Genomic DNA, 19,044 nt, shown 5'->3' on the forward strand with positions numbered 1-19,044 from the left:
ATACTACAGCTATCATATACAGAAAAAGTGAGGACACAACCTATGAAAGACGTGGGTAAAAGGGAGAGCAGCCGGGCGATTTCTGTCATTATTCCTGCTTACAATATCGAGAAATATATAGATCAGTGTCTGGACAGTCTTCAGGCTCAGACATTTGATGATTTTGAAGTGATCTGTGTAGATGATGGATCGGATGATCGGACACGTGAAAGAATTCGAGAACATATAAAGAAAGATCAGAGGATCAGACTGATAGAGATGCCACATTGCGGCCTGGCAGGAGCTATGCGAAATACAGGAATCGAAAACGCAGATGGAAAGTATTGCCTGTTTCTGGATGGAGATGACTTCTTTGAGCCGGATATGCTGAAAAAGAGTTACGAAAAAGCAGAAGAAGATGATGCCGATATCTGTCTTTTTGATGCGCGGCTGTATAATGAAAAAACAAAAGTCTATAAAGAAATTGATTATATTATACAGAAAGAGTATCTCCCCGCGGAAATTCCATTTGAGGGCAGAAAAATGCCATATACTCTGAACATCACGACAGGTTGTCCCTGGAGTAAACTGATCCGCAAAGATCTGATCGATGAATATCAGTTACGCTTCATGCTGCTTCCACGCAGCAATGATATTTACTTTATATTTATGGCAATGGCACTGGCGAAGCGTATTACAGTAGTGCCAGAGGTCTTTGTGAATTACAGACAGTCGGGAGAAAGCCTTCAGGCAAACAATGCAAAATCTCCCTGGAACTGGTATGAGGCAGTGAAATCAATAAGAAATGAACTGGAGAAACAGGGAATTTACAAAGATCTGGAGTGCAGTTTTCGTAATATGGCGTTTGGCATAGCAATTTATAATCTGTGCTCCCTGAAAAGCGCGGAAACATATTGTGAAGTATATGAGGGACTTCGTAATAAGGTGTTTCAGGAATTTGACCTGAAAAATTTTTCGAAGGAAGAATGCTATTCCTACAACAAAAAGAAATATGAGATTTATGAAAATATTCTGAAATACGATGTGCAGCAGTATCTGTTTGAAGAAATAAAGAAACTCAAACAGGAAAAATCTTATTGGGTAAAGCGTGCCAAAAATGCAGAAAAAAAGGAAAATATGCATATTACCCAAAAAGCCGGAAAGGCATTGCGCAAGGTTGGCAAAATATTTCGAATGTCCGAATAGCAAAACTGAACAGAGAATAGTAACTTGCGAACAGAATAAGTCTGTGTTATAGTGCAGCTGATTAAAATAACAGATTGAGGATTGTTAAAATGAATATAAAAAATAATGAAAACCCATTAGTGTCAGTAATCGTTCCGATTTGTAACGTAGAACCGTATATCCACAGATGTTTGGACAGTATTATCGGTCAGACACTCAAAAATATTGAAATTATATGCGTCGAAGACCACTCTGATGACCGTTCAGCAGAAATTCTGAAGGAGTATGCGGACAGGGATAACCGTATCAAGGCAATCTTCCATGAGACAAATCTCAGTACTTCCCAGGCAAGAAAAGATGGTGTGGCTGTTTCTTGTGGAAAGTATATTATGTTTGTAGATGGTGATGATGAGCTTTGCCCGGATGCCTGTCAGATCGCCTCAGAGACAATTGAGAAATATGGTACAGATATGGTACAGTTTGACACAGAAGTAGTAAACTGTGCAGGGGGTTCAGAAGAGCGTATTCAGATGAATCAGAGATTTCTGTTTCCATGTCTGGAGGAGATCCGCGCGGAGAATCTGATCTTTTCCTGCTGGAAAGAAAAGAAAGTGGGATTCAGCCTGTGGAATAAAATCTTTAATGGTGAAATATGCCGCCAGGCATTTGCCGATGTAGAAGATGGCTTTTATCCAAAGGCACAGGATCTGTATGCATTTTTCCTGATTGCGTATTATTCCAGGAGCTATATGGGAATTGAAAATCGTCTGTACAGATATATGTTTGGTATAGGTGTGACCGGAAGTGATTATATTTCTATTCCGAAGTTTGATGTTATGATGACTGAGAAGCAGATCTGGGAATGCCTGGTACGTTTTATTGACAAAAAACAGGAACAGGAGAAGTATAAGGAGATCCTGGATGGGATTTATCAGCATTTTCTGGCAGACTGTGTCAGCCGCTGGCAGAATAATCTGCAGACAGAAAATATTTCCGAAGGCTTTGATCATCTGGTGGATACCTGGGGACTGGAAGATGTCATTTCAAAATTAGCAGAAAGAAACTGGCACAAATCTGTTGAACTGGCAGAAAAGATGGTGGATGTAGACTACTTCAAAACTACCAGAAACAAGGGCAACGAGATTAAAACGATTGGAATTTACTATCGTTCTATTAAAAACGGCGGTGCACAGCGAGTAGTTGCAGTTCTGGCAAATGAATGGGCCAAAATGCGTGATGCCAAAGGAGATCCTGTTTATAAAGTAGTGCTGGTGACAGATGAAGAAACAGAAGACGGTGAGGGAATCCCGGAGTATGAACTGGATTACGCAGTTGTCAGAGAATATATTCCGTCATCAGAGACAGCAGTTCGCGAACATTATAAAGAGCGATACCATGCATGGAGCACAATTATCGAGAAACATAAGATTGATCTGATGGTTACAGGAATGTGGGTAGCACCATGTACAATGTGGGATATGCTCAGCATTAAGGGACAGCCGTCAAAACCAGGATTTATAATTCATGCACACAGTTTTACCAGTGTTCCTTTTGGTTTTGTGTCAGATAAATTTGCAGAACTGATGTATGATTATCAGATCTGTGACGGTGTTGTTGTACTGTCAGAAGTGGATGAGAAGTATGTAAAATGCTTCAATCCTCATGTGACATATATTTCGAATCCAATCACTTTTTCTACAGGCAATATGAAAGAAGTCAAAAAAGAAGAGAATAATATTCTGTGGCTTGGCAGGATTGCAAAGGAGAAGCAGCCTCTGGATGTAGTCTATGCCATGGAACATATAGTGAAAGAATTTCCGGATATCAGGCTCCATATGGTAGGTGATGGAGATGAGAAACTGACAGAAATGCTGAAGAATCTGATCTGCCAGCTGGGACTTCAGGATAATGTCATACTGGAAGGATTCACATCAGAAGTAGAGAAATACTACGAAAAAGCACAGCTTCTGATGTATACATCAGAATATGAGGGCTTTCCGATGGTATTCTGTGAGGCGTTATCTCATGGGACACCGATCGTTACCTATGATATGCCATGGCTTACATTTATAAGAGATGGACGCGGAATCGTTACCAGCAGACAGAAACGTCCGGATCTTCTGGCACAGAAAGTCACAGAACTTCTCCGGAATTCAGAAGAATGCAGACGGCTTGCTGAGGAAGGAAAGCAGCACATCAAAGAACTGGAGGCCGTGGACATTGGTCAGACATGGAAACAGTTTTTTGATACTTTATATGAAGAAAAAGAAATAGATGAAGACAGCGTAGACAATGTTATTTTCCGTTTCCTTACCAGCTATGCCTATAAGGGAAAGCAGGGCAGGATCAAAAATATGGAAGGTCAGATTACACGTCTGAAAGAACAAAAAACACGAGAGGTTAAAGCAGCACAGAGAAAGGTCAAAAATTCAGAAACTTTTAAAGTGGGTAAGACAATCCTTTATGTCCCAAGAAAAATGAAAAAGTTTCTTAAACGACTTTCGAAATAAGTAGGAGGCAGCTGAAAATGAGTAAAAAAATACTGAAAAAGATTATTCCTGCGACGTTTGACAAGGTAGAAAAAGATAACCGAAAAATTGCGAAGCAGCTGGAAAAGACATTTGATAATCATATCGACAGGAGTCTGAAGGAACAGCAGAAAACAAACAAAGCAGAAATCCGCAAAGCAGAAAACAATATAGTTGCACTGATTCGTGAATGTATTACCAGAGTCAGGGATGTGATCTGGAAACTGGATCATAATTTTCCAAAAATCCATAAGGAATTGAGCCAGATTTCAGATCAGCTGGAGCAGGTTCCAAAGAAATATGAATATAACAACAATTATGAACGAAAAGTTATTACTTCCTTTTATGAAATGTATGAGAGACCAGATTTTAAGGAGAAATTTCTGAATTTAATAGAGGGTCTGGATCCGGAAGATGTAGAAGAAATTGTCAAAATTCTGCAGAGACAGAGACTGGTCAAAGACACTATGGGGCAGAAAGTTGACCTTTTCAGCGAGGAAGAGCAGAAACAGATTCTGGAAATGGACAGGGAACTGAAGCAGCAGATCTTTCGTGTAGCGGATGATATGTACTGCTACAAACACTATTTTCTTCCGATTCGACATTTTGAGGCGAGTGTGTTTATTTATAAACATGGAATTGACTGCATCGAGCATCCGGAATCCATTCAGAATAAAGATATTCTGGACGTAGGAGGATATATCGGAGATTCTATACTGATATTGAAGCCGTTAACCCAGAGGAGAGTTTACAGTTTTGAAGCTACGGAAAAGAACTTCACACTGATGAAAGAGACAATCAAGCTTAATCATCTGGAGAACGTTATTCCTGAACATATGGCACTGGGAAGAGAAAAGGGAAGCATGGAGATGAAACTGGCAGGTCCATCCAGCGCATTTCATGAAAATGGTGTTGCGACAGTAACCGGAACAGAAACGGTACAGGTAGATACACTGGATGCTTATATGGAAGGAACAGATATTGAAGTCGGCCTTATAAAAGTAGATATTGAGGGGGCGGAACAGGATTTCCTTGCAGGCGCAAGAAAAACTATCGAGAAACATAAACCAGTTCTGCTGATGAGTATATATCATAATGCAGATGATTTCTTTGATATCAAACCAATTATTGAAAGCTGGAATCTGGGATATAAGTTCAGGATTCATAAACCGGTGGATTATTCTGTTTCCAGAGAAGTGCTTCTGATCGCAGAAGTCAGATGATGAAAAGTAGAGGGTTGATTTCATGAATAAACATTATGATTATCTGGTAGTCGGTGCAGGGCTTTATGGTGCAGTTTTTGCACATGAGGCCCAAAAAGCAGGGAAATCCGTTCTTGTGATTGACAAGCGTCCGAATATTGCCGGAAATGTATATACAGAAGACATAGAAAAAATTCATGTGCATAAATACGGAGCACATATTTTCCATACCAATAATAAAAAAGTCTGGGATTATATCACTCAGTTTGCGGAATTTAACCGTTTTACAAACAGCCCGGTGGCCAATTATCACGGAGAACTTTATTCACTTCCATTTAATATGTACACATTCAATAAAATGTGGGGCGTGGTAACTCCACAGGAGGCGGAAGCCCGGATCGAAGAACAGAAGCGTGAGGCAGGAATCAAAGAACCGAAGAATCTGGAGGAACAGGCAATCTCTCTGGTAGGAAGAGATATTTTTGAGAAACTGATCAAAGGATATACCGAGAAACAGTGGGGCAGAAGCTGCAGGGAGCTTCCGGCGTTTATCATCAAGAGACTGCCGGTGAGGCTGACTTTTGACAATAACTATTTCAATGCACTGTATCAGGGGATTCCGATGGGCGGTTATACCAGAATGGTTGCAAATATGCTGGATGGCATTGAGGTTCGCCTGGAGGAAGATTATCTTGAAAAGAAAGATGAGTGGGATGCACTTGCGGACAAAGTAATCTATACTGGTCCGATTGATGCGTATTTTGGATATCAGATGGGCTATCTGGAATATCGTTCTGTGCGTTTTGAGACAGAACTTCTTGATAAACCAAATTTCCAGGGGAATGCAGCAGTCAATTATACGGATGTTGAAACTCCGTGGACCAGAATTATTGAGCACAAATGGTTTGAGTTTGGCAAAGATGATGATGGACAGGAAATTCCCAAAACCGTGATCAGCCGTGAATACAGTTCTGAATGGAAACCTGGAGATGAGCCCTATTATCCGGTAAATGATGAGAAAAACGGGGAACTTTACGAGAAGTACAAAAATCTTGCTGAAAAAGAAAAAAAAGTGATTTTTGGTGGGCGCCTGGGCGAATATAAGTACTATGATATGGACGCAGTAATCGCATCTGCGCTTTCGATGTGTGAAAAAGAACTCTGAAATATGACAAAAATATGAAACTCTGATGAAATTTGTATTGCATCAGAATTGGAAAACTGTTATAGTAAAACTCGGAAACAAGAAAAATTACGATTTGATGAGAAGACATAAGTAAGGAGTTTTTTTATGAGAAAAGCCACGGTAAACAGGTGGAGAGGAATCATCTTTTTGACAGTGTTGTTTGGTTTCCTGCTTCTGGCAGCCAGCAGACCGGTTTCGGCTCAGGCAGCCACTACAGAGAAGTGTAAAGTTGTTTTTGCGAATTCCAATGGCGTAGTTTCTAATGATACATTTCGTAAGTGGGCCAGGACTGTAACTAAGGGGAGTTATATTCAGCTTCCGACAGTAAACCGTTCCGGTTATAAATGCGTATGGGTAGAGAAGAGTGGGACCAAAGAGCTGAAATATGCTACAGGAAGGAATGTGAGAATTACAAAAAACACGAAATTCTGTCTGCGTTATTATAAGCTCTATACGGTAAGATACTATACCATGAATGGAGGCAAAGAATATACCAGCCTGCGGGAACAGGGATATCAGGGTCAGGTGCTGACATTTCCTCTGCATCCGACGGCGACGGGGTATAAGTTCCTCGGATGGAGTACTTCTATAAATGGTAAAACAGTCAAAAAAGAGGGCGACAGTCTGCGTGTTACCGGTAATATGAAGTTTTATATTGTCGGAAAGAAAATTACAGGAGTCAATCTCCGTAAATACGACGGAACGGTATGGAAAATTGTGGATACCAGTTCCGGAAGTGCAACATTTCCGGCAGTAAACCTGAACAGCGCAAATATGTGTCTGGGCTGGTCACGTACCAAGGGAAAAACAACCAATCCTGAATATAAGGCAGGCGATAAAATTCCTACCAGAACAGGAAACTATTATATGGTTGTATTTTTCTCAAAACAGGATCGTGCACCGGCATCAATTATAAAACCTACGAAACATCAGATGGTTTATTTTGTAGGAGATTCCAGAACGGTTGGGCTTCAGCTTGCCCTTGGAAATTCTGCTCCTTCAAATGTAGATTTTGTATGTAAAGGAAATCAGGGACTTGACTGGTTCCGACAGACTGGTTACAGGGAACTGCTCCGGAAACTGTCGAAGCAGTCACGTAAGACAAAGAAAGCGGTTATTATTAATCTCGGTGTAAATGATATGAGTAACATCAATACATATGTTGTTTACATGAGAAAAGTGTCCGAAAATCTCAAACAGAATTATAATTGTGATATGTATTATCTTTCTGTAAATCCGGTGAACAGTGCCATGATTCGAAGCTATGGTGCCGGAACGAGAACAGAAGCACAGGTGGCAGCTTTTAATAAGACAATTTATCAGAAATTATGCAGTGGAAGTGATCGTGCGTTTATTTATATTAATACCTGTACGAACCTTCAGAAATATGGATGGAGCAGCAACCGTTATGATGCAGGAATCTATGATGGACTTCATTATTCGGTTGAAACGACTCTCCGTATTTATGGCTACTGTATCAGGAAGCTGAATGCCTGATCTATTATTGAAATCAGAGAGGAATCTTTATTAATTATGAAACGAGTAATCACATACGGAACTTTCGACCTGCTTCATTATGGGCATATCAATCTTTTGCGTCGTGCCAGACAGCTTGGAGATTATCTGATCGTAGGTCTTTCCACAGATGAGTTCAACTGGAATGAAAAGCAGAAGAAATGTTATTTCTCCTACGAAAAAAGGAAACAGCTTCTGGAGGCAATCCGTTATGTGGATCTTGTAATTCCGGAAGAAAACTGGGAACAGAAACGTTCCGACGTAAAAGAATATCATGTAGATACCTTTGTGATGGGAGATGACTGGAAAGGTAAGTTTGATTTCCTCAAAGAAGAAGGCTGCGAGGTGGTTTACCTGCCACGTACACCTGAGATCTCCAGTTCCCAGATCAAGGAAGATCTTCACACAAAAGAACAGCAGAAATAATGACTGACCGGGGTTACGCCTCGGTCAGTTCTTTTATGGAGTGGAACTGGTAGCCCATTTCTTCCCATCTGGTGAGAAGTTCATCCAGGATCGCGGCGTTCGTGGAGGAAGTATTGTGGAGCAGAACGATCGCACCAGGGTGGATCCGGGGAATCAGTTTCTGGAAAGCTTCTTCCTTCGAGGGCTGCTGCTCCTGGATCCAGTCCACATAGGCAAGACTCCAGAAAAAGGTGGAATAGCCAAGTTCTTTTGCCATGGAAAGATTTTCTGTGCTGTAGACACCGCGGGGCGGCCGGTAAAATTTGGTCATGGGTTCGCCCGTTACGGAAGTATAGAGTTCTTCCACGCCTTCAAGTTCCTTCTGAAAGGATTCCATCGAAGAAATCTGAGACATATCCGGATGGGTCATCGTATGGTTTCCCACAATATGCCCCTCTGTGATCATGCGTTTGATAAGATCGGGATTATCTTTGATAAAATTTCCGACAGCAAAAAAGACAGCGGGAGCCTGGTGCTTTTTAAGTGCCTCCAGGATTGCAGGGGTGTTTCCATTCTCATATCCGGCATCAAAAGTCAGATAGAGGATTTTTTCGTCAGTATCGCTGGCATAATAGGCGTTGTACTGTTTCAGATCATCGATGGTGGCGTTTCCGGCAGGACGTTTTCCTTCTTCCTGAAAACTTAATCCCCAGCTTGCACTTTGGACAGAAGCAGAGGTTTCTTTTGTGGGAGAAAGCGTTCCGGTGAGGATTCCAAGCAGACTGCCGAGGGTAAAAGCACCGGCCAGCAGAAGGAGAGAACATAAAAAGCGGGATTTCTTTATGTAGTGAAAGACAAGAATAAAAAAAGATGTCATGGGAATCTCCATGTAGATGTTTGATTCAGTATATGTAAGAAGACAAAAAATTAGAGCCATCAGATGAATTATTTAATCTGGTGGCTCTTCTACTGTTCATTGTCCAATGGAACGTACCTCCTGTTTAGTTTATAAAACATTTGGAATAATTATGAGTTTACGTTTCTGGTGGTCCGTACCTCTCTTCCTGAAATTATGATGTGTTAAGATTTACGTTTCTGGTGGTCTGTACCTGCCTTTCTTAAAGTATTGGGGTTCGCTTAAGTTTTCGGTGGTCTCACGCCTTTCTGTTTGTTTTTTTGTTTTCGTTCCTTTGTTTTATGTACTTAATATAACAGATAAAATTACATTTGTCAACAATAAAAATAAAAATTTAAAAATAAATATTTTGTATACAGCAAACAATACAATAAAAATAGAATTATCTGAAAATAATACAGAAAATGAAATTGCGACGATCTCTGCATAGAAAGAAGCATCAGGGGAAAACTAAGTTTATCATTTGATGAAGGAGGTAATCTCATGTTGCGTTATCTACCTGTACGCAGGATCCACGCAAGACAGGTTCTGGACTCCAGAGGAACACCTACTGTTGAGGTGGAAGCTACCGTAGGCGAAGGGATCATTGGAATTGAGGGATATACAGCGAGGGCGATCGTGCCATCCGGAGCATCGACAGGAAGATTTGAGGCGGTGGAACTCCGGGATGGAGAAAAAGGATATTATGTCGGATTAAGTGTGCGAAAAGCAGTCGAAAATGTAAATATCAGACTGGCGGAAGCCATTCTTGGAGAAAATGCGCTGAATCAGGTGCGGATCGACGAGCTTCTGATTAAGGCAGATGGAACGGAAAACAAGAGCAGTGCCGGGGCAAATGCAACTCTGGGCGTTTCCATGGCGGTTGCCCGGGCAGCGGCGATGGCGCTTCGGATTCCGCTTTATCAGTATCTTGGCGGCTGCCATACAAGAAAAATGCCGGTTCCGATGATGAATATCCTGAATGGAGGAAAGCATGCGGACAACACTGTAGATCTGCAGGAATTCATGATCATGCCCTGCGGTGCCGGGAATTTTGAAGATGGGATCCGGATGTGTGTGGAGATCTATCAGTTTCTCAAGATCCTTCTCAGAGAGAACGGCCTTTCGACAGCGGTAGGGGATGAAGGTGGTTTTGCGCCAGATCTCAAAGATTCCAGGGATGTCCTGCGGCTGATCCTTGAGGCAGTTGAAAAAGCAGGGTATGAACCGGGAAAAGATATTTTTATTGCGATCGATGCAGCAGCCAGTGAACTTTATGATGAAGAACAGGGTGTGTACCGTTTTCCGGGTGAGAGTAAGATGAAAGCCGAAGAAGTGCTCCGGGATGCGGCAGAAATGATCGATTATTATGAAGAACTTCTGGAAGAATTTCCAATCATTTCAATTGAGGATGGTCTTAATGAGGATGACTGGGAAGGCTGGAAAACAATGACAGAACGTCTCGGAGACAGGCTGCAGCTTGTGGGAGATGATCTTTTTGTCACAAATGTCAAAAGACTTTCCTGTGGAATCAGGCTTGAGGCGGCAAATGCGATCCTCGTCAAAGTAAACCAGATCGGTACCTTAAGCGAGGCGATGGATGCAGTGAAAATGGCGCAGCACGCAGGATACCGTGCGATCATCTCACATCGTTCGGGCGAGACAGAAGATGCTTTTATCGCAGATCTTGCAGTGGCGACAGGAGCCGGGCAGATCAAGACAGGAGCACCATGCCGCTCTGACCGGAATGCGAAATACAATCAGCTCATCCGGATCAGTGAATTGCTTGGAGAAGATGCTGTTTATGAAAATCCATTTCAAAAAGAGTGACGTCTGAATAAAAAATGCGGTGTACAGGATCCGATTCTGTCTGCACAGTGCCAAAAAAGCAGGGGGAATCGGATTTTTGCCCTGAAACTTATCCAAAAACGGTTGAAATCCAGAGGGCGGTATGGTACAATCTTATTACTGTCCACAGGTAATATTCCGCGAGGTGTTTTGCCATGAATATGGCAAAATCCCGAGACATACAGGGCAAAATGCCATCACCGAAGGTGATTTGAAATGCATTTTGACCAAGTTACTGTGAACGAAGTGAACAGTAACACAATATTTTGCAGTTGATTAGGAGGTGTAACCGAAGTGCAGATTTTGAGAACAATACTGACTATTATTTTTGCTATAGATTGTATTGCGCTGACTGTTGTTGTTCTGATGCAGGAAGGCAAGCAGCAGGGCCTGGGTGGAACGATTTCAGGTGCCTCAGATACATACTGGGGAAGAAACAAGGGACGTTCTATGGAAGGTGGCCTTGTAAGAGCAACTACGATCATGGCAGTGTTATTTTTTATACTGGCAGCTGTTTTAAATATGAATTTTTAGTCAAAGGAAACACTCTTGTATAAATTGCAAGAGTGCTTTTTTTACGTTGGATATCAATAAAGGAGAGCTTTAGGTGAGCAGAAAGAAAAACTGGGAAAAGAAAAAGAAATTTTCCAAGGGCAAACAGATAAAGAAAGATAAATTTAAATTAAAGAAAAGAGATCTCCGGGAGTTTGAGAAACAGGGCCTGATCAAAGAGGGTACCTTCATAGGCAACCAGAAGGGCTTTGGATTTGTGGAACTTGAGGACGAGGAAGATGATATCTTTATTCCGGCAAATTCTGTAGGAACTGCCATGCATCAGGACAAGGTGAGAGTCCTTGTGAAGAAGAAGTCCGGCAGCGGGAAGCGTCAGGAGGGCACGGTTGTCGAAATCCTTGAGCGTGGGACCACGGAGGTTGTGGGTACTTTTCAGAGAGAACGTGATTATGGATTTGTACTTTGTGACAATCAGAAGTATGCAAAGGATATCTATATCGCAGCTAAGAATTCCAAGGGAGTCCGTGATGGCGACAAGGTCGTGGCAGAGATCATTGATTATGGAGATGAGAGACATAAGCCGGAAGGCAGGATCAAGGAGGATATGGGAAGCATAAATGCACCTGGAACGGATATCCTGGCGATCGTGAAGAGTTTCAATATCCCGTCAGAGTTCCCGCCGAAGGTCATCACACAGGCAGGACGTGTTCCGGATCACGTGCTTGATGCCGACAGAGATGGCAGGATGGACCTCACACATCTTCAGACCGTGACGATTGACGGAGAGGATGCCAAGGACCTCGATGATGCGATCTCTCTTACAAAAGAAGGCGATATCTATCATCTTGGTGTGCATATCGCAGATGTGAGCAACTATGTTCAGGGAGGCAGCGCACTGGACAAAGAAGCACTAAAGAGAGGAACCAGTGTGTACCTTGCAGACCGTGTGATCCCGATGCTTCCGGAGCGGCTTTCAAATGGAATCTGTTCACTGAACCAGGGAGAGGATCGACTGACTTTAAGCTGTCTTATGGATATTGACAAGAACGGCCAGGTGATCGATCACAAGATCGCAGAGACGATCATCCGCGTGGATCGAAGAATGAGTTATACGCAGGTACGCTGCATCCTGGAAGACGGCGATACTGAGACAAGCCTTGAGTATGCGGATTTTGTGCCAATGTTTTTCCTGATGAAAGAACTTTCAGAGCTTCTTCGGAGCCGCAGGCACCACAGAGGATCGATCGACTTTGATTTTCCGGAGAGCAAGATCACCCTCAACGGCGCGGGAAGAGCGATCGATGTGCAGGCTTATGAGGCGAATGTGGCGACAGAGATCATTGAGGATTTCATGCTGATGGCAAATGAGACCGTTGCAAAGGAGTACTGTCAGGGTGAGTATCCGTTTGTATACCGTACTCACGAGACCCCGGATCCGGAACGTGTGGAGAGTCTTCTGACGCTTCTTCGAAACCAGGGGATCTCTGTGCAGAAGGCCGGTGAGGAGATCACCCCGAAGGAGATCCAGGAGATCATCGAAAGTATCCAGGGACTGCCGAATGAGACAATGATCAGCCGTCTGACCCTGCGTACGATGAAGCAGGCAAAATATACGACACAGTGCAGCGGTCACTTTGGTCTTGCAGCGAAATATTACTGTCATTTTACTTCTCCGATCAGGAGATATCCAGATTTACAGATCCACCGTATCATTCGTGATAATATAAGGGGGAGACTTCAGAGAGAAGGAAAGACAGAGCATTACAGAGAGATCCTCGAACATGTTGCACAGCAGTCCAGTGCATGTGAGAGAAGGGCACAGGAAGCAGAGAGAGAGTCAGACCGCTTAAAGAAAGCTGAATACATGTCTTATCATCTCGGTGAAGAATTTGAGGGCATCATTTCAGGCGTGACTGCTTATGGATTCTATGTGGAACTTCCGAATACCGTCGAGGGACTTGTTCATGTGACGAGCCTTCGGGACGATTATTATTCTTATAACGAAGAAACTTATGAGCTGAGCGGCGAACTGAGCCACAAAGTCTACCATCTCGGACAGAAAGTAAGAGTCAGGGTGGCAGATGCGGATGCTCTGAAGAGAACGGTAGATTTTACCGTTGTTGAGTAAAGGAGGGAATTTTATGGCGAAAGCAACAGGGATCAAACTGATCGCCAACAACAAAAAAGCCTTTCATGATTATTTTATAGAGGACACTTATGAAGCCGGTATTTCTCTGGCAGGAACAGAGGTAAAGTCCCTTCGTATGGGCAAGTGCAGTGTCAAGGAATCTTTTATCCGTGTAGAAAAAGGCGAAGTATATATCTATGGAATGCACATCAGCCCCTATGAGAAGGGAAATATCTTTAACAAGGATCCTCTGCGTGTCAGGAAGCTTCTTCTTCACAGACATGAGATCAACAAGATCGAGGGCAAACTTCAGGAAAAAGGTCTCACGCTGGTTCCTCTCAAGGTGTATTTCAAGGGCAGTCTGGTAAAGGTTGAAGTTGGTGTGGCGCGAGGCAAGAAGCTCTATGACAAGAGACAGGATATTGCAAAGAAAGACCAGCGAAGAGAAGCTGAGAGAGAGTTTAAGGTTAAAAATCTGTAACTTTAAAAATTGTATGAATTTTGGGACATTTAGTTGACAAGAATCTGAGACTCTGTATAATTAAGTTAAATAATAATGACATCATAGGACTATTACGTAATAGGAAACAGGAGGGAATAGATATGCTCAAAAAACGTTATTTGGCCATTGCAGGGCTTGCTGTGCTGGCAATAGCTGCATCAGGCTGTGGCAAGAAGAATACAACGGAACAGACACCAGTCCAGGTAACGCCTACTGAAACTCCTCAGGCGACACCTACGGTTACGATAGAACTTGTAAATATGGAAGAGACAACGGAGAAAAATGTAATCGGTGAAAAGACAGCAACAGCTTCCAAGGTTGCTATTGTAAACCGCACCGGTTCAGAGATTGCATCTATCTATATCAGAGAGACGCCATCTGATGATGCAGATGAGGACACTGCTGACGAATGGGGTGATGATCTTGTAAATGGTATGTTCACTCTTAAGAATGGAGAGAATGCAGTTTATTATTATGAGAAGCCATCTTCTTCAGGAAGCACATACGATATTCGTATCGCCTACACAGATGAAGATGCAAACGAATGTTTCTTCAGAAAACTGCCACTGGCATCTATGAAGCAGATTACTCTTCGAATGGACGGAGAGGGAGAAGATTCGATTCCTTATGCAACGTATTTTACAACAACTGGAAGTAAAGAAGTATCTACTCTGAATGAAGTGAAGAAGAGACTTGGTCTTGACACCGATAGCGAAGAAGATGTGACACCGACTCCGGATCCATCTGATTCAGCCGATCCGACGCAGGCACCGGATGATTCTGATAACACAGCCAATCCGACACAGGCACCAAATCCGGATGATAACAACAATAACAGTAATAACGGTGACGACGGAGATAATACAAGTCCGACAGATTCTACGATTCGGACAGCAGAGGGATATATTGGCAGATCATTGGATGATCTGGTTTCAGCGATTGGCGATTCCAATTCATCAGAATATGACGAAGACCCGGATAATGGCACAAGCGGTTATTATTATTACGGAAACTTCACGGTTTCAACAACTGTAGATGCCGATGGAAACGAAGTTGTTACAGGCGTATGGTAAGAATACTGATGCAGATGCATCGGAGGAAAGGATAAATAACTATGAAGAGGATTTTACTGAAATTAAGTGGAGAGGCTCTGGCAGGAGCAGAGAAGAAAGGATTTGATGAGGCTACAGTCATCGCTGTTGCAAAGCAGATCCGCACAATTGTAGAAGAGGGAACTCAGGTAGGTATTGTGATCGGAGGAGGAAACTTCTGGAGAGGACGTACCAGTGAGACCATCGACCGCAATAAGGCAGATCAGATCGGTATGCTGGCTACAGTCATGAACTGCATCTATGTATCTGATATCTGCAGATATCTGGGACTTCGCACAGAGATTTTTACACCGTTCGAATGCGGCGCATTTACAAGCCTCTATTCCAAAGATGCAGTAGAGGAAGGCTTTGCACAGGGCAAGGTTCTGTTCTTCGCAGGCGGTACAGGCCATCCGTATTTCTCTACAGATACAGCAACCGTACTTCGCGCTGTTGAGATCGAGGCAGAGGCGATCCTTCTTGCCAAAGCCGTAGATGGAATCTATGACAGCGATCCGAAGGTTAACCCGAACGCTGTGAAATACGATGAGATCAGCATTCAGGAAGTCGTTGACAAGAAACTGGCAGCTATGGACCTTACAGCATCTATCATGTGCCTGGAGCAAAAAATGCCAATGCTTGTTTTTGGCCTTGAGGAAGAGAACAGCATCATCAATACAGTTCATGGTAAATTCAACGGAACCAAGGTAACTGTATAAAATAAAATTACAAGAGGGAGATTTGACAAATGGATGAAAGAGTTCAGAAATATGAGCAGAAAATGACCAAGACACTGAAAGGCTTCGAGGAGGAACTGACAACGATCCGTGCAGGACGTGCAAACCCGCATATTCTTGACAAGATCACCGTAGATTATTATGGAAGCCCGACACCGCTTCAGCAGGTGGCAAACATCACAGTGCCGGAGGCACGTATGATCCAGATCCAGCCATGGGAAGCAAGCCTGATCAAAGGAATCGAGAAAGCAATCCTTACATCTGATCTGGGACTGAACCCGAACAACGATGGTAAACTGATCCGTCTGGTACTTCCGGAGCTCACAGAGGAGCGTCGTAAAGAGCTGGTAAAGGATGTCAAGAAGAAAGGTGAGGCTGCCAAAGTTGCTGTCCGCAATGTCCGCCGTGATGCAAACGATGCATTCAAGAAACTTGGCAAGCAGGACGTTTCCGAGGATGAGATCAAAGACCTTGAGGATGCTGTACAGAAACTGACAGATAAATTTGTCAAAAAGATCGATGAAGCAGTAGATACCAAAGCAAAAGAAATCCTGACTGTATAATCCCGGTCAGGTGGGGAATGAGGAGAGGGAGAGCCGGAAACAGGCTCTCTTTCTGTTGCATAAAAAGAAATAAGAGGAGAAACATATGAGAGTACCAAATCATATAGCTATCATTCTTGACGGAAACGGCAGATGGGCGAAGGCAAAGGGGATGCCGAGAGGATACGGACATATCAAGGGATGTGCGAATCTGGAGACGATCTGTGATGATATCAAGGATCTTGGCGTAAAATACCTGACGGTCTATGCTTTTTCGACAGAGAACTGGAAACGATCCAGAGAAGAAGTAGAGGGCTTGATGAAGCTGTTCCGAAGCTATCTCAAAAAATGCATGAAAAGCGCAGAGAAAAACCATATGCGTGTCAAGGTCATCGGTGATCCATCCGCGTTTGCGCCGGATATTCAGGAGAAGATCCGCCAGCTTGAGGAGTTTTCCAAGGATTACGATGAGCTTTATTTCCAGATTGCACTGAATTATGGAAGCCGTGACGAAATCGTGCGAGGTGTGCGTAAACTGGCTCAGGATGTGGCAGACGGCAAACTGGTTCCGGATGCGATCGATGAGTCATGCTTTGAGAATTATCTGGATACTGTCGGAGTTCCGGATCCGGATCTTATGATCCGCACAAGTGGAGAATTAAGACTTTCCAACTTTCTTATGTGGCAGCTGGCTTATACAGAATTTTATTTCACAGATGTTCCGTGGCCAGATTTCCATAAGGAAGAATTAATTAAGGCAATTGAGAAATATAATGAGAGAGACCGCAGATATGGCGGGGTCAAGGAGGAGTAAATAAAGATGTTTAAGACACGATTGATCAGTGGTATCTTTCTGGTGATTGCAGCACTTCTGACGATCATCAGTGGAGGATATGTACTTTTTGTAACTTTGCTCTGTGTTTCTCTTCTTGGAATCCAGGAACTTTATAAGGCAATGGGTGTCCATAAGGATGGCGTAGGACTTCTGGAACTCGCAGGATATCTGGGGACGATCCTGTATTATGCTTCTCTGCTCCTTGGATTTGAGAGATACGGAATGATGGCAGTCCTTCTGGGACTGGTGCTTCTGATGTTTGTATATGTGTTTACATATCCGAAATATGAAGCGGATCAGGTGATGTCAGCATTTTTTGGAATCGTTTATGTGGCAGTCATGCTTTCCTTTATTTTCCTTACGAGAAATCTTGAGGGAGGTAAATTCCTTGTATGGCTGATCTTCCTCTGCTCCTGGGGATGTGATACCTGTGCCTATTGCGTGGGAATGCTGATCGGCAAACACAAGATGGCACCTGTATTGAGCCCTAAGAAATCCGTCGAGGGAGCTGTCGGCGGTGTTGTGGGAGCAGCAGCACTTGGCGCGATCTATGCGGCTGTGACTCATGGACCGATAGTGGAATATGCAGTGATCTGTGCAGTCGGTGCACTGATCTCTATGGTAGGAGATCTTGCTGCATCTGCGATCAAGAGAAATCGCGGCATCAAGGATTACGGCAAGCTGATCCCGGGACATGGAGGCATCCTTGACCGTTTTGACAGTGTGATCTTTACTTCACCGATCATCTTTTATCTTGCGAAGATGATCCTTGGTTTATAAAATTCAGATGAATGGAGGAACTCTGTTTTTATGAAGAAAATTGCGATATTAGGTTCAACAGGTTCTATCGGAACACAGACACTGGATGTTGTGCGCGCAAACGGCGATATTGAAGTCCTTGGTATCAGCGCAGGACGGAATATTGCGAAGCTGGAAGAGCAGGTCAGGGAATTTTCTCCGCAGCTCGTGGCAGTCTGGGATGAAAATGCAGCCAGAGATCTGGCACAGAAGATCCAGGATACAGATACGAAGGTAGTGTCCGGTATGGACGGACTTTTGGAACTGGCAGCAATGCCGGAGACGGAAATCCTTGTTACCGCGATCGTGGGAATGCTTGGGATCCGTCCTACGATCGAGGCGATCCGTGCAGGTAAGGATATTGCGCTGGCAAACAAGGAAACTCTGGTAACTGCAGGACATCTGATCATGCCGATGGCAGAGGAATATGGTGTGAAGATCCTGCCAGTGGACAGTGAACACAGCGCGATCTTCCAGTCTCTGAACGGAGAACATAAGGAAGAAGTACATAAACTTCTGATCACAGCGTCCGGCGGACCTTTCCGTGGAAGAAAGAGAGCTGATCTGGAGCATGTGACCCTGGAGGATACCCTGAAACACCCGAACTGGGTAATGGGACAGAAGATCACTGTAGATTCCGCAACTCTTGTCAATAAAGGGCTTGAGGTCATGGAGGCGAAGTGGCTTTTTGGTATGGATCTGGATCATATCCAGGTTGTTGTACAGCCGCAGAGTGTGATCCATTCCATGGTAGAGTTCAAGGATGGAGGAATCATCGCCCAGCTTGGAACACCGGATATGCGCCTTCCGATCCAGTATGCGCTTTATTATCCTCATAGAAGATATCTTGCGGGAGACCGGCTTGATTTTGCGAAACTTGGACAGATCACATTTGAGGAACCGGATATGGAGACCTTCCTGGGACTTCCGATGGCAATCCAGGCATCCAGAGAGGGCGGTTCCATGCCGACCGTATTTAACGCGGCGAATGAACTGGCAGTAAAGAAATTCCTGCACCGTGAGATCCGGTTCCTGGATATTTATGATATTATCGGGCAGGCTATGGAAAGACATATAAAGATCGAGCATCCACAGCTTGAGGATATTCTGGCAGTAGAAAACGAGACTTATCAGTGGATTGAAAGCAGGTGGTAA

At 43.5% G+C, this 19,044-nt stretch carries 17 protein-coding genes; 16 read left to right on the forward strand and 1 reads right to left on the reverse strand.

Going from position 1 to position 19,044, the window contains the following annotated elements; all coding sequences use genetic code 11:
• Positions 1-42 precede the first annotated feature (42 nt).
• From DWX28_RS00865 to tagD, 6 genes are all read left to right on the forward strand, one after another.
• Positions 43-1,185, forward strand: coding sequence for a glycosyltransferase family 2 protein (locus DWX28_RS00865; RefSeq protein ID WP_118251397.1), 1,143 nt, complete (start codon positions 43-45; stop codon positions 1,183-1,185).
• Between the two features lie 89 nt (positions 1,186-1,274).
• Entirely contained in the window at positions 1,275-3,674 is a 2,400-nt protein-coding gene (locus tag DWX28_RS00870) for a glycosyltransferase (RefSeq protein WP_118251398.1), read from the forward strand.
• 17 nt (positions 3,675-3,691) lie between these two features.
• Positions 3,692-4,915: an FkbM family methyltransferase gene (locus tag DWX28_RS00875; RefSeq protein ID WP_118251399.1), complete on the forward strand. Its 1,224-nt coding sequence runs from the start codon at positions 3,692-3,694 to the stop codon at positions 4,913-4,915.
• A 22-nt stretch (positions 4,916-4,937) separates the two neighbouring features.
• Complete coding sequence (gene glf, locus DWX28_RS00880) at positions 4,938-6,059, forward strand: UDP-galactopyranose mutase (RefSeq protein WP_118251400.1); 1,122 nt, start codon at positions 4,938-4,940, stop codon at positions 6,057-6,059.
• A gap of 126 nt (positions 6,060-6,185) precedes the next feature.
• Complete coding sequence (locus DWX28_RS00885; RefSeq protein WP_118251401.1) at positions 6,186-7,577, forward strand: InlB B-repeat-containing protein; 1,392 nt, start codon at positions 6,186-6,188, stop codon at positions 7,575-7,577.
• A gap of 36 nt (positions 7,578-7,613) precedes the next feature.
• A complete protein-coding gene (gene tagD, locus DWX28_RS00890; RefSeq protein WP_022215553.1) occupies positions 7,614-8,021 on the forward strand; it encodes a glycerol-3-phosphate cytidylyltransferase in 408 nt (135 codons plus the stop codon).
• 13 nt (positions 8,022-8,034) lie between these two features.
• Here tagD and DWX28_RS00895 read toward each other — a convergent pair whose 3' ends face one another.
• Positions 8,035-8,877 carry a polysaccharide deacetylase family protein gene (locus DWX28_RS00895; RefSeq protein ID WP_022215552.1) on the reverse strand — a complete coding sequence of 281 codons (843 nt, stop codon included), beginning with the start codon at positions 8,875-8,877 and terminating at the stop codon, positions 8,035-8,037.
• A 522-nt stretch (positions 8,878-9,399) separates the two neighbouring features.
• Between DWX28_RS00895 and eno the strand changes: the two genes are divergently transcribed.
• The 10 genes from eno to dxr all read left to right on the forward strand — a co-directional run bounded on the left by eno (position 9,400) and on the right by dxr (position 19,044).
• The gene (gene eno, locus DWX28_RS00900; RefSeq protein WP_118251402.1) at positions 9,400-10,725 is read left to right on the forward strand and encodes a phosphopyruvate hydratase; all 1,326 of its coding nucleotides are present in this window, start codon (positions 9,400-9,402) and stop codon (positions 10,723-10,725) included.
• 312 nt (positions 10,726-11,037) lie between these two features.
• Entirely contained in the window at positions 11,038-11,277 is a 240-nt protein-coding gene (gene secG, locus DWX28_RS00905) for a preprotein translocase subunit SecG (protein WP_022215550.1), read from the forward strand.
• Positions 11,278-11,350: 73 nt separating this feature from the next.
• Complete coding sequence (gene rnr / locus DWX28_RS00910) at positions 11,351-13,384, forward strand: ribonuclease R (RefSeq protein WP_118251403.1); 2,034 nt, start codon at positions 11,351-11,353, stop codon at positions 13,382-13,384.
• 13 nt (positions 13,385-13,397) lie between these two features.
• Entirely contained in the window at positions 13,398-13,865 is a 468-nt protein-coding gene (gene smpB, locus DWX28_RS00915) for an SsrA-binding protein SmpB (RefSeq protein ID WP_022215548.1), read from the forward strand.
• A 122-nt stretch (positions 13,866-13,987) separates the two neighbouring features.
• Positions 13,988-14,959, forward strand: coding sequence for a hypothetical protein (locus DWX28_RS00920; protein ID WP_022215547.1), 972 nt, complete (start codon positions 13,988-13,990; stop codon positions 14,957-14,959).
• Between the two features lie 41 nt (positions 14,960-15,000).
• Entirely contained in the window at positions 15,001-15,696 is a 696-nt protein-coding gene (gene pyrH / locus DWX28_RS00925; protein WP_022215546.1) for a UMP kinase, read from the forward strand.
• Positions 15,697-15,725: 29 nt separating this feature from the next.
• Positions 15,726-16,277, forward strand: coding sequence for a ribosome recycling factor (gene frr / locus DWX28_RS00930; protein ID WP_022215545.1), 552 nt, complete (start codon positions 15,726-15,728; stop codon positions 16,275-16,277).
• 85 nt (positions 16,278-16,362) lie between these two features.
• Positions 16,363-17,070, forward strand: a complete 708-nt coding sequence (locus tag DWX28_RS00935) for an isoprenyl transferase (protein WP_118251404.1) — start codon at positions 16,363-16,365, stop codon at positions 17,068-17,070.
• A 6-nt stretch (positions 17,071-17,076) separates the two neighbouring features.
• Positions 17,077-17,871, forward strand: coding sequence for a phosphatidate cytidylyltransferase (locus DWX28_RS00940; protein ID WP_022215543.1), 795 nt, complete (start codon positions 17,077-17,079; stop codon positions 17,869-17,871).
• Positions 17,872-17,901: 30 nt separating this feature from the next.
• On the forward strand, positions 17,902-19,044 hold the full coding sequence (gene dxr / locus DWX28_RS00945) for a 1-deoxy-D-xylulose-5-phosphate reductoisomerase (RefSeq protein ID WP_118251405.1): 1,143 nt from the start codon (positions 17,902-17,904) through the stop codon (positions 19,042-19,044).

The organism is Blautia sp. AF19-10LB (assembly GCF_003461245.1).
Lineage (GTDB): Bacteria > Bacillota > Clostridia > Lachnospirales > Lachnospiraceae > Blautia_A > Blautia_A intestinihominis.

Bases quoted from the DNA above. Each gene is read 5' to 3' on its own strand.
- DWX28_RS00865 (WP_118251397.1), top strand. From the start codon at position 43: ATGAAAGACGTGGGTAAAAGGGAGAGCAGCCGGGCGATTTCTGTCATT.
- DWX28_RS00870 (WP_118251398.1), top strand. From the start codon at position 1,275: ATGAATATAAAAAATAATGAAAACCCATTAGTGTCAGTAATCGTTCCG.
- DWX28_RS00875 (WP_118251399.1), top strand. From the start codon at position 3,692: ATGAGTAAAAAAATACTGAAAAAGATTATTCCTGCGACGTTTGACAAG.
- glf (WP_118251400.1), top strand. From the start codon at position 4,938: ATGAATAAACATTATGATTATCTGGTAGTCGGTGCAGGGCTTTATGGT.
- DWX28_RS00885 (WP_118251401.1), top strand. From the start codon at position 6,186: ATGAGAAAAGCCACGGTAAACAGGTGGAGAGGAATCATCTTTTTGACA.
- tagD (WP_022215553.1), top strand. From the start codon at position 7,614: ATGAAACGAGTAATCACATACGGAACTTTCGACCTGCTTCATTATGGG.
- DWX28_RS00895 (WP_022215552.1), bottom strand. From the start codon at position 8,877: ATGACATCTTTTTTTATTCTTGTCTTTCACTACATAAAGAAATCCCGC.
- eno (WP_118251402.1), top strand. From the start codon at position 9,400: ATGTTGCGTTATCTACCTGTACGCAGGATCCACGCAAGACAGGTTCTG.
- smpB (WP_022215548.1), top strand. From the start codon at position 13,398: ATGGCGAAAGCAACAGGGATCAAACTGATCGCCAACAACAAAAAAGCC.
- DWX28_RS00920 (WP_022215547.1), top strand. From the start codon at position 13,988: ATGCTCAAAAAACGTTATTTGGCCATTGCAGGGCTTGCTGTGCTGGCA.
- pyrH (WP_022215546.1), top strand. From the start codon at position 15,001: ATGAAGAGGATTTTACTGAAATTAAGTGGAGAGGCTCTGGCAGGAGCA.
- frr (WP_022215545.1), top strand. From the start codon at position 15,726: ATGGATGAAAGAGTTCAGAAATATGAGCAGAAAATGACCAAGACACTG.
- DWX28_RS00935 (WP_118251404.1), top strand. From the start codon at position 16,363: ATGAGAGTACCAAATCATATAGCTATCATTCTTGACGGAAACGGCAGA.
- DWX28_RS00940 (WP_022215543.1), top strand. From the start codon at position 17,077: ATGTTTAAGACACGATTGATCAGTGGTATCTTTCTGGTGATTGCAGCA.
- dxr (WP_118251405.1), top strand. From the start codon at position 17,902: ATGAAGAAAATTGCGATATTAGGTTCAACAGGTTCTATCGGAACACAG.